This is a genomic window from Streptomyces sp. NPDC096013 (genome assembly GCF_044763565.1).
In the GTDB taxonomy this organism is placed as follows: domain Bacteria; phylum Actinomycetota; class Actinomycetes; order Streptomycetales; family Streptomycetaceae; genus Streptomyces.
In genome coordinates this window covers 550,673-564,119 of record NZ_JBIWGK010000004.1, presented here as the reverse complement: position 1 = coordinate 564,119, position 13,447 = coordinate 550,673, and the positions used below count along the sequence as shown (strand labels likewise).

The window sequence follows — 13,447 nt, the reverse complement described above, 5'->3', positions numbered from 1 at the left end:
GCGCCGCTGCAGGGCGTACCGCGGACCTTGTCCCCGTCAGCGAGTGCCGACCGCCGCCCGCACGGCCCGGCGGGCCATCTGGCAGTCGTCGTGCAGCCGCCTCAGCAGCAGCCGTTGTTCCTCGCCGGTCGGCGCGGCGCCCGGGTGGGCCGTTCCCGGAGCCGCCGGGGCCGACTCGTGCATCGAACGCTGCACGGCCATCTCGTAGGTACGGATCTCCCGGGTCAGCACCAGCATCAGGTTCACCAGGAACGCGTCACGCGAGGCCGGTCCCGCCGACTGCGCGATCTGGCTGATCTGCCGCCGGGCCACCGGCGCGTCCCCGAGGACCGCCCACAGCGTGGCCAGGTCGTATCCCGGCAGATACCAGCCCGCGTGCTCCCAGTCCACCAGCACTGGACCGGCCGGTGACAGGAGGATGTTGGACAACAGGGCGTCACCGTGGCAGAACTGGCCCATCCCGCCGCGGCCCGCCGAGTGCGCGATGCCGTGCAGCAGCTTCTGCAGGTCTCCCAGGTCCCGGTCGGTGAGCAGCCCCAGCTCGTGATAGCGGGAGATGCGCGCCGCGTAGTCCAGCGGTGCGTCGAACGTGCCCGCCGGCGGCCGCCAGGCGTTCAGCCGGCAGACCGCGCCCAGCGCCGCCCGGATGTCCGCCCGCGGCGGGGCCTCCGCCGGGTGCCGGTGCAACGCCGCCACCCGGCCCGGCATCCGCTCGATGACGAGCGTGCAGTTGTCCGGGTCCGCCGCGATCAGACGCGGCACACGCACCGGCGGACGGTGCCGGACGAACGAGCGGTAGGCGGCTATTTCGTGCCTGATCCGCTCGGCCCACGCGGGGGAGTGGTCCAGTAAACACTTCGCTACGGCCGTGCTGCGTCCGGTCGTTCCGACCAGAAGCACGGAGCGCCCGTTGCGGCGTAGCACCTGCACCGGAGCGAACTCCGGGCAGATCCGGTGCACCGACGCGATCGCCGTACGCAGCTGGGCGCCCTGAGGGCCGGACAAGTCGAGTCTCCCGCTGAGGGGTTGGGGGCCGAGCCCGGGAACGCGCCGCGGCCTGCCCGCACCGAGCACGGGGCCGGCCGCCGGACGAGCCGGGTCGAGGTAGGGGCCGCCGGCGCCCGGGCGGGGGTGCAGCGACCGGGGCGGGGCGGACACGGAGGACGATGCTGTGTACATGGGAGAAACAGATCCCTTCGTGTGCCTGCAGTGCCTGTCCAAGCAAGCGCGCTCCCGGCCCGGTCCCGCTGGTGCACCCTGGGGAGTGTTCCTCGGGGACCGGGTCGGGGTGGCGCGTTCCTACCTGACACCAGATGCGCAGTGGCACACCATCTGGCGCACCCTGGCGAACCCTGGCGAATAGTCGCCCGGCAAGGCGCACCGGGCTATGTTCAAGTCAGCCGAGAACCTGGGGGCTTGACGTGAACGGACAACCCAACTCCCGTCTCTCGGACCTGTTCGGCATGGCCGGCTGGTCCAAGGGCGAACTCGCGCGGCGGGTCAACCGGCAGGCGGCGGCCATGGGCCACCCCCAGCTGTCGACCGACACCTCGCGGGTACGGCGTTGGATCGACATGGGAGAGATCCCGCGCGATCCGGTGCCGAGGGTGTTGGCGGCTCTGTTCACCGAGCGTCTCGGCCGTGTCGTGACCATCGAGGACCTCGGTCTGGTCCGGCACGGGCGTACAGGGAAACGGCCCGACGACGGGAATGTGGAACATCCCGACGGTGTGCCGTGGGCGCCCGAACGGACTGCTGCGGTCCTCACCGAATTCACGGGAATGGACCTCATGCTCAACCGACGCGGCTTGGTGGGCGCGGGCGCCGCGCTCGCCGCAGGCTCCGCACTCAGCAGTGCCATGTACGACTGGCTGCACTCCGATCCGACTCTTTCCGCCGATGCTCCCCGGTACGACGATCCCCTGCACGCCGACCCCGCTGGGTTCGACCGCTATGAGGCCGCCCCCATCGGGTCGCAGGAGATCGAGGAACTGGAGGAGTCCGTCGAGGTGTTCCGCGCCTGGGACGCGGCCCGCGGCGGCGGGCTGCAGCGCAAGGCTGTGGTGGGACAGCTCAACGAGGTGGGCGGCATGCTCGCCTACCGTCACCCCGACCATCTGCAGCGGCGCCTGTGGGGCGTCGCCGCCAACCTCGCCGTGCTCGCGGGCTGGATGTCGCACGACGTCGGCCTGGAACCCACGGCCCAGAAGTACTTCGTCATCGCCGCCCACGCGGCCCGTGAGGGCGGCGACCGGCCCCGTGCCGGGGAGGCGCTCTCCCGGGCGGCTCGCCAGATGGTGCACCTGGGCCGGCCCGACGACGCGCTCGACCTGATGAAACTCGCCAAGGCCGGCTCCGGGGACGAGGTGCTGCCGCGCACCCGGGCGATGCTCTACACCGTCGAGGCCTGGGCACAGGCGTCGATGGGCAAGGGCCAGGCCATGCGCCGCACCCTCGGCCAGGCGGAGGACCTCTTTGTCTCCGACCGCGGCGACGTACCGGCACCGGGCTGGATGCAGACCTTCAAGGAGGAGGACCTCTACGGCATGCAGGCCCTGGCCTACCGCACACTGGCCGAGCACGAGCCGGGCGCGGCCGTGCACGCCCAGTACTTCGCGGAGAAGGCCCTGGCGCTGCGGGTCGACGGACGGCAGCGGTCGAAGATCTTCGACTTCCTGTCGATGGCCTCGGCCTGCTTCATCGCCGACGACCCCGAACAGGCGGACAGGTACGCGCGGTTGGCCCTGATGTCGATGGGATCGAACTCCTCCCACCGCACCTGGGACCGGCTGCGCGAGATGTACCGCCTCACCGCCCAGTACTCCGGCTATCCGAAGATCCACGAACTCCGGGAGGAGATCAAACTCGCGCTGCCGAGGACACCGTCGAAGAGCCCGCGGGCCAAGGGCGCCAACAGCGCGCAGGCATAGGGGGTTTGTGCGGCTCACGGTCCATCAGGGATCTGACGGTACTTCAAAGCGCTTGCGTTGAGGGGTAGTTGCTCAGGTCGTCCTGGCGACGAGCACACACGCGTCATCCGTGCGCTCGGTGTCGCCGAACTCCTCCACGACCATCCGTACGCAGTCCTGTGCGGTGCGCGCCTCGCCGAACCGCGGGGCCAGGTCGAGGAGTCGGTCCACGGCCTCCGGTCCGCTGTGCCCGGGCACCAGTCCGTCCGTGTGCAGCAGCAGGACGTCGCCCGCCTCCAGAGTCTCCTCGGCCTGTCCATAGGCCGCTCCCGAGGTGGCGCCGAGCAGCACGCCGTCCGGTGCGCTCAGCACGCGCCCCGTCCCGCCGCGGAACAGCAGCGGGGCGGGGTGTCCCGCCTGCGCCCAGACCAGGGTGCGGGTCTCGGGCCGGTAGCGGCAGCACACCGCGCTGCCCAGGGCCGGCTGGACGGTGGCGTCCAGTAACTGGTTGAGCCAGGACATCAGTTGACCCGGTTCGGTGCCCGCCATCGCCATCCCGCGCAGGGCGCCGAGCAGCATCGCCATGCCCGAGGTGACGGCGACACCGTGGCCGGTGAGGTCGCCGACGCTCAACAGGGTGGCGCCGTCCGCGAGTTGGAGCGCGTCGTACCAGTCGCCGCCGATCAGCGCGCTCGTCGAGGAGGGCAGATAGCGGGCGGCCAGGTCCAAGGTCTCCGGCCCCTGGTGCGGGAGCCGCAGGGAGCCGCGCCACGGCGGCAGCACGGCCTCCTGCAACTCGACCGCGAGCCGGCGCTCGGTTTGCGCGTGGTGCCGGTGGAGCTGTAGCGAGTCACGGGTCTCGCTCACCGTCCGCTGGCTGCGGCGCAGTTCGCTGACGTCCCGCAGCACGGCCCACATCGAGGCGGTGCCGCCGTCGGCGTCGAGCACGGGCTCGCCCATCATGTGCACCGTCCGCACGGCGCCGTCGGGCAGTACGACGCGGAACTCGCCGTCGATGGGCTTGGCGTCGATCAGGCAGTCCGTGACCATCGCGGTCAGGCCCGGCCGGTCCTCGTCGAGCACCAGGGACGGCAGTTCGTCGAGGGTGAGCGGGGGAGCGGCCGGGTCACGGCCGAGGATCTGGTACAGCTCCCCGGACCAACTCGCCTCGTCCGTCAGCAGGTTCCACTCGGCGCTGCCCACCCGGGTGAGCAGCGGGTCCTGTCGGGGCGCTTCCGGTACGGCGGCCGGGGTGGGCGGCTCCTCGACGGCGGCAGGCACGGGGGGCGGGCCGTCCCGCAGCTGGGCCAAGTGCTCGTCGAGATCGCTGAGTTGATGCAGTGCCAGATCGCACAGCGCCCGCTGCCACCGCTCCCGGGGGTCCGATCCGTCGTGCTGCGCGTCCCGTCGTACGGCGTCCACGTCGCCCATGAGCCGCCGCGCCTGCGATATCAGCGCCTCGACCGAGCCGCGCGCGGGCGGCTGGGCGGCGGGGCGGTCCGCAGAGAGATGGGACGGCATGACGCACTCCGATGCGGGGGACGGTACGACCAAGGCGGATGGAGGGACCGGTTACGACTGTCGCACAGCCTGCGACGCCCTGTAAGGGATTTGGCAACACACGATCCGGTGGTGCTTCTGGCATATGCCAGCGTCTTCACGGGTGGTTTGCGCCGTGCTCGTGGCGTAGCTGTCCTGGTGGGGCAACTCGTATGCACCGTAGGCGAGTTGAAGGATTGGTTACCCTTCCGCGTCCACATTCAACCACCTGTTCGACGGGTTCGTGTTCGTGTGCGGTGCCGTGGCTCTCCGTGCGGCCGAAAAGTGTCGCTCAGGTGAGTGATCCGCAGTTCGCAACAGTCATTTTGAGTCGTTGATTTGTTGTAGCCATGACAATCCTGTGGCCGTGATGCCACGCTGCTGGCACCACGCTCACCGAGCGTTCACTTGCTCCTCACCCTTCCTCCTCACCGTTCTCTCTCACACCCGCGCGCCCGCCGGACGGCCGTACCCCGGCCCGACCCGCTCTCCAGGACTCCACCGAGTCCGACCACCCCACAAAGGAGAACGCCTTGACCCGGCATGACCGCTTTCCGCACCACCCCAGATACACCGCCGCCCTGGTGCTGACCGCCGTCGGCACCCTGCTGGCCGCCGGCATGCAGACCGGTGCCGCCTCCGCCGTTCCCGGCGGCGACCGCGCCCCCGCGAAGATCCTGGCCACCCCCCGGGCCGGAGCGGCCCCGGCCGCGCTGTCGCCCGCGAAGCACGCCGCCCTCCTCAAGAGCGCCGGCGCCGCCGTCAAGAACACGTCGCGGACCCTCGGCCTCGGCGCCAAGGAGAAGCTCGTCGTCAAGGACGTCACGCAGGACGCCGACGGCACCACCCACACCCGCTACGAGCGCACCTACTCCGGACTGCCGGTCCTCGGCGGCGACCTGGTCGTCCACGCCAAGAGTGGCCGTCTCACCGTGTCGAAGGCCGCGAAGGCCGACCTGACCCTGCCCGACATCACCGCGAACGTGTCGTCGGCGACCGTCAAGGCCAAGGCCCTCACGACCGCCGCGAAGGCGGGCGGCGAACGGGCCGAGCTCGACGGCGCCCCGCGGCTCGTCGTCTGGGCCGCCGGAGCCAAGCCCGTCCTCGCCTGGGAGGCGGTGGTCGGCGGCTTCCAGGAGGACGGCACGCCCAGCGAACTCCACGTCATCACCGACGCCGACTCGGGCAAGGCCCTCTTCCACTACCAGGGCATCGAAACGGGCACCGGCACCGGCCAGTTCAACGGAACGGTCCCGCTCAGCACCACGCTCTCCGGCTCGACATACCAGCTCGTCGACGGCGACCGGGCGGGCCACCGCACCTACGACCTGAACCAGGGCACCTCCGGCACGGGCACCCTCTTCACCGATGACAACGATGTCTGGGGTGACGGGACCCAGAGCAACCGGCAGACCGCGGGCGTGGACGTCGCGTTCGGCGCCGCGGCGACCTGGGACTACTACAAGGACGTCTTCGGCCGCAACGGCATACGCGACGACGGGGTCGCCGCCTACAGCCGGGCCCACTACGGCAACAACTACGTGAACGCGTTCTGGGACGACAGCTGCTTCTGCATGACCTACGGCGACGGCTCGGGCAACACCCACCCGCTGACCGCGCTCGACGTGGCCGCGCACGAGATGAGCCACGGCGTCACCGCGGCGACCGCGGGCCTCACCTACTCCGGCGAGTCGGGTGGCCTCAACGAGGCCACCTCCGACATCTTCGCCGCCGCCGTGGAGTTCCACGAGAACCTGCCCGCCGATCCGCCGGACTACCTCGTCGGCGAGAAGATCGACATCAACGGCAATGGCACACCGCTGCGTTACATGGACAAGCCGTCCAAGGACGGTGCCTCCCGCGACTACTGGAGTTCGACCCTCGGCAGCGTCGACGTCCACTACTCATCGGGCCCGGCGAACCACCTCTTCTACCTGCTGTCCGAGGGCAGCGGCGCGAAGACCGTCAACGGCGTCTCCTACGACAGCCCCACCTACGACGGCCAGCCGGTCACCGGCATCGGCATCGACAACGCCCAGAAGGTCTGGTACCGGGCCCTCACCACGTACATGACCTCGTCCACCAACTACGCCGGCGCCCGCACCGCGACCCTCCAGGCCGCAGCGGACCTCTTCGGCGCCTACAGCCCGACCTACCTCGCCGTGGCCGACGCCTGGGCGGCGATCAACGTCGGCAGCCGGATCGCCCTCGGCGTGAACGTGGCCCCGATCACCGGCCAACTCAGCGGCGTAGGACAGGCGGTGTCCCTCCAGACGGACGCCTACACCACCAACTCCGGTGCGAGCCTGACCTATTCGGCGACGGGACTGCCCGACGGGCTGACCATCAGCGACACCGGTCTGATCTCCGGCGTCCCGACCACCCTCGGGACCAGTGACGTCACGGTGACCGTCACCGACGACACCGGCGCGAGCGCCACCACCGCCTTCACCTGGCGCGTGGCCAACATCTACGCCAGCAGCACCCGCGTCGACATCCCCGACAACGCCGGCGCCGTGGAGTCCCCGATCACGGTCACCGGCCGCGACGGCAACGCCTCGGCCACCACCCAGGTCTACGTCAAGATCGTCCACACCTACCGGGGCGACCTGACCGTCGACCTCGTCGGGCCGAACGGCACCGTCTACTCGCTGCTGAACCGCTCGGGCGGCTCCGCCGACAACGTCGACCAGACCTTCACCGTCGACGCCTCCGCGCAACCGGTCGACGGCACCTGGACGTTGCGGGTGCAGGACCACGCGGCGATCGACGTCGGCTACATCGAGCAGTGGCAGCTCACCCCGTGAACAGGCCGGTCCGGCCGCGTGGTTAGCGGCTGAGCGGACTCGGATCGGACGGCCGCGTCCGGGTGACGGCACACCAGCCGCCACCCGGACGCGGCCACAACTGCTGCGCGTGACAGGTCAGTTGATCCATGCCTCGCGGTCACGGTGTGATCAGCTGGTCCTGTTCCACCGGCGGGGTGCCGCCGTGCCAGTCCAGGGCCTTGCCGAAGCGGACCAACTCGCCGTAGTGCGTGGGGTCCACGTGCTCGCTGAAGACGAGGTCGAGCACGGCGCCCGCCGCCTCGGCCGGGGACCGGGCCTGGCTGAAGTCGCTGAACCACGGGCGGGACGTGGCCGTGTCGACCATGCCCGGGCAGACGGCGGCGACCAGGGTGCCGGTCGCGAGGTCGTGCTCGCGGCGCTCCGCGGCGACCGCGCGGACGGCGGCGACCTGAGCCACCTTCGAGGGCACGTTCAGCCACAGCGGCCAGCCCGCCTCGGCCGTCGTCCGGTGGTGGACGGCGCTGCGCCAGGACTCGACGGCGTACTCGACCTGGTCCAGGCTCGCGCCGTCGAACAGGTGGTGCAGGGCCGGGTCCAGGTGACCGAGGGTGCCGAGGCTGCTGGCCACGACGAGGAACCGGCCGCCGGGGCGCAGGACGGGCCCGAAGGAGCGGAGCATCGCGTGGGTGGCGGTGTTGGAGACGTCGATGAACTCGTCGGCGCGCGCGGCCTGCGACTCCCCGGGCAGCATCCGGGTCACGGCGTTCGAAATGACGATGTCGACCCCGCCGTACCGCCGCCGCAGGTCGGTGGCTAGGCCGGCGATGGCGTCGGTGTCGGTGACGTCCAGGACCCGGCCCTCCACACGGCCGCGGGTGCCGGGCAGGTTGGCGACCTCCTGGGCCGCGTCGGTGACCCGTGCCTGGTCGCGGCCGGTGAGCAGGACGAGGTCGGCGGGGCCCAGCCGGGCCGCCAGTCCTTCGACGAGGGCGCGGCCGAGTCCTTGGTTGGAGCCCGTGACGAGGGCGATGCGTGCAGCGTTCATGACTGCCACGGTAGAAACGCGCCGGGTGTGCGTCCAACGAGAGTTACGCACCGCTAGTATGCGTAAACGTCATGGACTTCACGGATGTGTCACTCACCGCCCTGCGTGTCTTCCGCGCGGTCGCGGAACAAGGAACCTTCACCGCGGCCGCCGCCTCGCTGGGCTACACCCAGTCCGCGGTGTCCCGCCAGATCGCCGCGATCGAACGGGCCGCGGGCGCTGAACTGCTCGAACGGCGCCGCGACGGCGTACGGCTGACTCCGGCCGGCCGGGTCGTCCTGCGCCGGGCGACCGTCGTGGTGGACGAGATCGACGCGACCGCGCGCGAGCTGTCCGGGCTGCCGACGGAGGGCGCGACCGTCCGCCTGGGCTGGTTCCCCAGCGCGGGCGCGGTCCTGGTGCCCCGCGCGCTGGCCGCCCTGCGCCGCACCGACCCGGACCTGCACGTCGTCAGCCGGGAGGGCGGCACCCCGGCCCTCGTCCGCGCCCTGCGCGCCGGGAGTCTCGACCTCGCGCTGCTGGCGTCGGCACCGCCGTTCCGGCCGCCGGACACCGAGTCGCCGCCGCTGGTGCTGCGCACCCTGACCGAACGCCCGCTGTGCCTCGCGGTGCCCGCGACGCATCCGCTGGCACGCGGCGACTACGTCGACGTAGCGGATCTGCGCGGCCGGCGCTGGATCGCGAGCGCCTCCTCCGGCGAGGACCGCCTCATGGGGGTGTGGCCGGGTCTGGACGAGCGCCCCGAGATCGCCCACACCGCCCGCGACTGGCTGGCCAAGCTCCACCTCGTCGCCGCGGGCGCCGGCTTGACCACGGTCGCCGGCTCCCTCGCCCCCGCCGCCCCACCAGGCGTCCGCGTCCTGCCGGTACGCGGCGGCCCCCAGGAGCAACGCCGCCTCCTCCTGGCCCACCTGCCCGGAACACCTTCGGAGGCGGTCACGCGGGTGGCGGCCGCGATTCGGGGGGCGGCGCTCGATGCGGACGATCCGCATACGGGGGGTGCGCGGGAGTGAGCGCCTGGCCGGCCGGGCCGGGTTGATCAACTCGCCTTTGGCTGTACGGGTGTTGGTACAGGCCGAGCATGCCCGCCGCCAGTACGGTTCCGAACCTACGGACGTCCGGACAGGTGCCGTAGGCGGCCCGCTCCTCGTCGGGCGCGAAGGGGCCCGCGCCGACCGGTCCCGTCACGGTCCGGAACGGCGCCCGGGCGAGCGTGGTCGGCGGGCGTGCCGTGAGGACCCCCGACGTGTGGCACCGCGTCCGTCGTCCCTGTTCCGGGGCCCTCTTCACGGGGTCCACCGCACCGGACCCGCCCGTCCCGCCGGAAACGAATGCACCGGCGGCCCCACCTGACGACGCTGATGTGATGCAGGTCACATGGATTCATTCGGGGTTCCGCGTAATGCGAAGGGCACCTGCGAGGTCGTACAGGCACACGGCAATCCGGCCGACCTCACACCCGGAGTGGAGACCGACCATGGACATCACCCTCGAACAGCCCACCCGGGCCCGGCTGATCACGGCGGACGACAGCGAGATCCCCGTGTCCGCCACGCTCCGCTACCTCGCGTCGGACCCGCTGGCCGTGCACCTCGACTTCCCGCCCGATGTCTCCCTCGACGGCGAGGGCGTCACCTGGACCTTCGCCCGCTCGCTGCTGGAGGAGGGGCTGCGCAGGCCGGCCGGCGGCGGTGATGTGCACCTGTGGCCGTGCGGCCGGGACCGGACGGTGCTGGAGTTCCACTCGCCGTTCGGCCTCGCCCTGCTTCACTTCCACACCCCGGAACTGCGCCGCTTCCTGCTGCGGACCTACGACCTCGTCGCCACCGGACAGGAGGACATGGACGCGGTCGTCGACCGGGGCCTGACCGCCCTGTTCGGGATCGTCTGAGCGCGACCCGGCACCCCGGAGGCGGTTTTGACTTTTGTTCACCTCCGCCTAACCGTCCGGGTATGGACCTTGGCGATCACCCCGTGCACCCTTGCGCGCGGTGTGCCGCTCGGGCACGCCTGTGACGAGGGCGGGGCGTATGACACCGATCAGCCGAAGAGGCTTCGTGGGGCTCGGTGCCACCGTGGCGGCGGGCATGGCGACGGGCACCGGCGCACGGCCGGCGGTCGCGGCGCAGCGGGCGACGGCGGCGACCGGCACGATCTCGGACGTGAAGCACGTGGTGATCCTGATGCAGGAGAACCGCAGCTTCGACCACTACTTCGGACGCCTCAAGGGCGTCCGCGGCTTCGACGACCGCAGCGGTCTCACCCTGAGCGGCGGCTACCCGGTCTTCAACCAGCCCAACGGCGGCGGCCGGCAGTACCCGTGGAAGCTGAGCGCCACCCCTGCCGCGGGCGGCCAGGACGGCGAGACCCTCGCCCAGTGCAACGGCGACCTGCCGCACTCCTGGTCATCGCAGCACTCGGCATGGAACAAGGGCCGCCTCGACAACTGGGTCTCGGGCGTGGGCAACGTCCGCTCGCTGGGCTATCTGGACCGCTCGGACATCCCGTTCCACTACGCGCTCGCCGACAACTACACCATCTGCGACGCCTACTTCTGCTCCACGCTCAGCGCGACCGGCCCCAACCGCACCTATCTGTGGAGCGGCAAGGTCGACTCCTCCAGCTACGACGGCGGTGACGAGTCCGGCCTCACCTGGCAGACCTACGCCGAGTCCCTCCAGAACGCCGGAGTGACCTGGAAGGTCTACCAGAACGCGGCCGACAACTACGGCGACAACGGCTGCGCCTACTTCAAGAACTTCGCCGGTTCCAAGGCGGGCAGCGCCCTTTACGACCGCGGCATGTCCTCCGTCCCGGCCGCCACCGGCTCCACCCCGGACGACATCGCCGCCGCCATCAAGGCCGACGTCCTCGCGGGCACCCTCCCGCAGGTCTCCTGGGTGGTCCCCAACCAGGCGTTCTCCGAGCACCCCTACGCCCCGCCGGGCGACGGCGCGCACTTCGTCAGCCTCGTCTACCAGGCCCTCGCCGCCGACCCGGCCGTCTTCGACTCGACGGTCCTGTTCCTCAACTACGACGAGAACGACGGCTACTTCGACCACGTCCCGCCGCCCGCCCCGCCGACCGGCACCGACGGCGAGTTCCTCAACGGCGTGCCCTACGGCTTCGGCTTCCGCGTCCCGATGATCGTCATCTCGCCCTGGACGCGCGGCGGTTGGGTCTCCTCCGAGGTCTTCGAGCACACGTCGGTCCTGCGCTTCCTGGAGACCTGGACCACGGCCCTCGGCAAGCCGGCCGCCTGCCCCAACATCAGTACCTGGCGCCGCAAGGTCAGCGGCGACCTGACCGGCGTCTTCGACTTCGCGAACCCGGTCCACGGCGCGGTGTCCCTGCCCGCGACCAGCGTCATCGGCATCTCCACCTGCGGCCCGCTGCCCAACCCGGTGCCGACGACCAACGCCCTGCCCGTCCAGGAGACCGGCACCCGGCCCGCCCGTGCGCTGCCGTACCAGCCCAACGGGTACCTGGATCACCTGGAGTTCGGGACGAGCGGCAAGATTCTCGCCTGGTTCGCCATGAGCAACCAGGGCGGCGCAGCGAAGAGCGCCGCCCACCTGTCGATCCACCCCAACGCCTACCGGGACACCACGCCCTGGCAGTACACGATCGACCCGGGCGGCACCGCCTCCGACTACTTCAACATCGGGACGGGCTACGGCAGCGGCAAGTACGACCTCACCATGGCCGGCCCCAACCGCTTCCTGCGCCGCTTCCAGGGCGACGCGACGAAGGCGGGCAAGTCCGTCGAGGTGAGCACCCGTTACGCCGTCGAGCCGGGCACGGGCAAGCTCGCGATCTACTTCAAGATGACCAACTCGTCGGCTGCCCCGGTGAAGTTCACCATCACCTCCAACCACTACCGCGGCGACGGACCGTGGACCTACACCGTCGCCGCGGGCGCCTCCACGGAGGACTTCTTCAACGCCGTGGCGTACCAGAGCGGTTGGTACGACTTCACGGTGACCGTGGACTCCGACGCGACCTGGTCGCGCCGGTTCACCGGGCACCTGGAGTCGGGCGCGGCGAGCGTCAGCGGCTGACGTCGGCGTACAGCTCCGGGCGCGGGGCGAGCTCGACGGCCACCCGGCCGCCGCTCTCCAGCGCCCGGACCCCGGCCTCGGCGATCGCGGAGGACGCGTAGCCGTCCCAGGCGCTCGGGCCGGTGACCAGGCCGCGCCGGGTGGCGTCGACCCAGGACTGCACCTCGCGGTCGTAGGCCGCCGCGAACCGGACCAGATAGTCCAGCGGCACGTCCTCGTGGGAGCTGCCCCGGGTGGTGACGACCATCGAGTGATCCTCGCCGATCCGGGCGCTGCCCGCCTCGCACACGGCCTCGCAGCGCACCTGGTAGCCGAAGCCGCTGTTGACGAAGATCTCGACGTCGACCAGGGCGCCCCCGTCGGTCTCGAAGAGCACCAGCTGCGGGTCGACCAGACCCTCGGGGGCGTTCGCCGACGAGCGCGGGCTGAGCACCGTCACCGCGGTGAGTTCCTGGCGAAGCAGCCAGCGGGCCGCGTCGATCTCGTGCGACACCGAGCTGTCGATCAGCATCGCCGAGGTGAAGTACGAGGGCGACGACACGTTGCGGTGGGTGCAGTGCAGCATCAGGGGGCGCCCCAACTGTCCGCTGTCCAGCAGAGACTTGAGGCGCCGGTACTCCGCGTCGTAGCGCCGCATGAACCCGATCTGCGCCAGCCGCCGCCCGAGCCGCGCCTCGGCCTCCACCACGCGCAGCGCCCCGGCCGAGTCCGGCACCATGGGCTTCTCGCACAGCACCGGAAGGCCGCGCGCGAAGGCCGCGAGCAGCGCCTCCTCGTGTGCGGGACCCGGTGAGGCGATGAGCACCGCCTCGACCCCGGGGGCGTCCAGCGCGGCCACGGCGTCCTCGTGCACCGCGACCGCGTCGAGGCCGGCCACCGCCTGCTTGGCGCGATCCGTGTCCGGGTCGGCCACGGCGGCGACCCTGGCGCCGCTCACCACCTGATCGAGGCGTCGTATGTGGTCGGCTCCCATGTGTCCCGCACCCAGTACGGCCACACCCAGCAGGTCACCCACGTGCGCACTCCCTCTCCGTCGACGATCACGCCGTAGCGTACGCCGCAGGGGAGGGGTGGCCTCAGGAGTGCGGGGCGGCCTCAGGAGTG

General features: G+C 71.2%; 9 protein-coding genes. 5 read left to right on the top strand and 4 right to left on the bottom strand.

The window, feature by feature from the left end; all coding sequences use genetic code 11:
- Window positions 1-36: 36 nt before the first annotated feature.
- Window positions 37-1,179 (bottom strand): aminoglycoside phosphotransferase family protein, encoded by a 1,143-nt coding sequence (locus tag ACIRB1_RS17260; protein WP_352185819.1) that lies wholly within the window; start codon window positions 1,177-1,179, stop codon window positions 37-39.
- A 242-nt stretch (window positions 1,180-1,421) separates the two neighbouring features.
- Here ACIRB1_RS17260 and ACIRB1_RS17255 point away from each other — a divergent pair, with 242 nt between their 5' ends.
- Entirely contained in the window at window positions 1,422-2,930 is a 1,509-nt protein-coding gene (locus ACIRB1_RS17255) for a hypothetical protein (RefSeq protein WP_403466094.1), read from the top strand.
- 72 nt (window positions 2,931-3,002) lie between these two features.
- Here ACIRB1_RS17255 and ACIRB1_RS17250 read toward each other — a convergent pair whose 3' ends face one another.
- Window positions 3,003-4,430, bottom strand: a complete 1,428-nt coding sequence (locus ACIRB1_RS17250) for a PP2C family protein-serine/threonine phosphatase (protein WP_403466093.1) — start codon at window positions 4,428-4,430, stop codon at window positions 3,003-3,005.
- 551 nt (window positions 4,431-4,981) lie between these two features.
- Between ACIRB1_RS17250 and ACIRB1_RS17245 the strand changes: the two genes are divergently transcribed.
- On the top strand, window positions 4,982-7,255 hold the full coding sequence (locus ACIRB1_RS17245) for a M4 family metallopeptidase (protein ID WP_403466092.1): 2,274 nt from the start codon (window positions 4,982-4,984) through the stop codon (window positions 7,253-7,255).
- 139 nt (window positions 7,256-7,394) lie between these two features.
- Here ACIRB1_RS17245 and ACIRB1_RS17240 read toward each other — a convergent pair whose 3' ends face one another.
- On the bottom strand, window positions 7,395-8,282 hold the full coding sequence (locus tag ACIRB1_RS17240) for an SDR family NAD(P)-dependent oxidoreductase (RefSeq protein WP_403466091.1): 888 nt from the start codon (window positions 8,280-8,282) through the stop codon (window positions 7,395-7,397).
- Window positions 8,283-8,353: 71 nt separating this feature from the next.
- Between ACIRB1_RS17240 and ACIRB1_RS17235 the strand changes: the two genes are divergently transcribed.
- The 3 genes from ACIRB1_RS17235 (at window position 8,354) to ACIRB1_RS17225 (ending at window position 12,343) form a co-directional block, all read left to right on the top strand.
- Window positions 8,354-9,295 carry a LysR family transcriptional regulator gene (locus ACIRB1_RS17235; RefSeq protein ID WP_352185814.1) on the top strand — a complete coding sequence of 314 codons (942 nt, stop codon included), beginning with the start codon at window positions 8,354-8,356 and terminating at the stop codon, window positions 9,293-9,295.
- Window positions 9,296-9,759: 464 nt separating this feature from the next.
- Window positions 9,760-10,173 carry an SsgA family sporulation/cell division regulator gene (locus ACIRB1_RS17230; RefSeq protein ID WP_352185813.1) on the top strand — a complete coding sequence of 138 codons (414 nt, stop codon included), beginning with the start codon at window positions 9,760-9,762 and terminating at the stop codon, window positions 10,171-10,173.
- A 139-nt stretch (window positions 10,174-10,312) separates the two neighbouring features.
- Window positions 10,313-12,343, top strand: coding sequence for a phosphocholine-specific phospholipase C (locus ACIRB1_RS17225; protein WP_403466090.1), 2,031 nt, complete (start codon window positions 10,313-10,315; stop codon window positions 12,341-12,343).
- Here ACIRB1_RS17225 and ACIRB1_RS17220 read toward each other — a convergent pair.
- Complete coding sequence (locus tag ACIRB1_RS17220; protein ID WP_403466089.1) at window positions 12,333-13,358, bottom strand: Gfo/Idh/MocA family protein; 1,026 nt, start codon at window positions 13,356-13,358, stop codon at window positions 12,333-12,335. The two genes, ACIRB1_RS17225 and ACIRB1_RS17220, sit on opposite strands and share 11 nt — an antisense overlap.
- Between the last annotated feature and the right edge of the window lie 89 nt (window positions 13,359-13,447).

What these genes read in the sequence shown, in the direction of transcription:
- ACIRB1_RS17250 (WP_403466093.1), bottom strand. Translation starts at nt 4,430, where the DNA reads ATGCCGTCCCATCTCTCTGCGGACCGCCCCGCCGCCCAGCCGCCCGCG.
- ACIRB1_RS17240 (WP_403466091.1), bottom strand. Translation starts at nt 8,282, where the DNA reads ATGAACGCTGCACGCATCGCCCTCGTCACGGGCTCCAACCAAGGACTC.
- ACIRB1_RS17225 (WP_403466090.1), top strand. Translation starts at nt 10,313, where the DNA reads ATGACACCGATCAGCCGAAGAGGCTTCGTGGGGCTCGGTGCCACCGTG.
- ACIRB1_RS17260 (WP_352185819.1), bottom strand. Translation starts at nt 1,179, where the DNA reads ATGTACACAGCATCGTCCTCCGTGTCCGCCCCGCCCCGGTCGCTGCAC.
- ACIRB1_RS17235 (WP_352185814.1), top strand. Translation starts at nt 8,354, where the DNA reads ATGGACTTCACGGATGTGTCACTCACCGCCCTGCGTGTCTTCCGCGCG.
- ACIRB1_RS17230 (WP_352185813.1), top strand. Translation starts at nt 9,760, where the DNA reads ATGGACATCACCCTCGAACAGCCCACCCGGGCCCGGCTGATCACGGCG.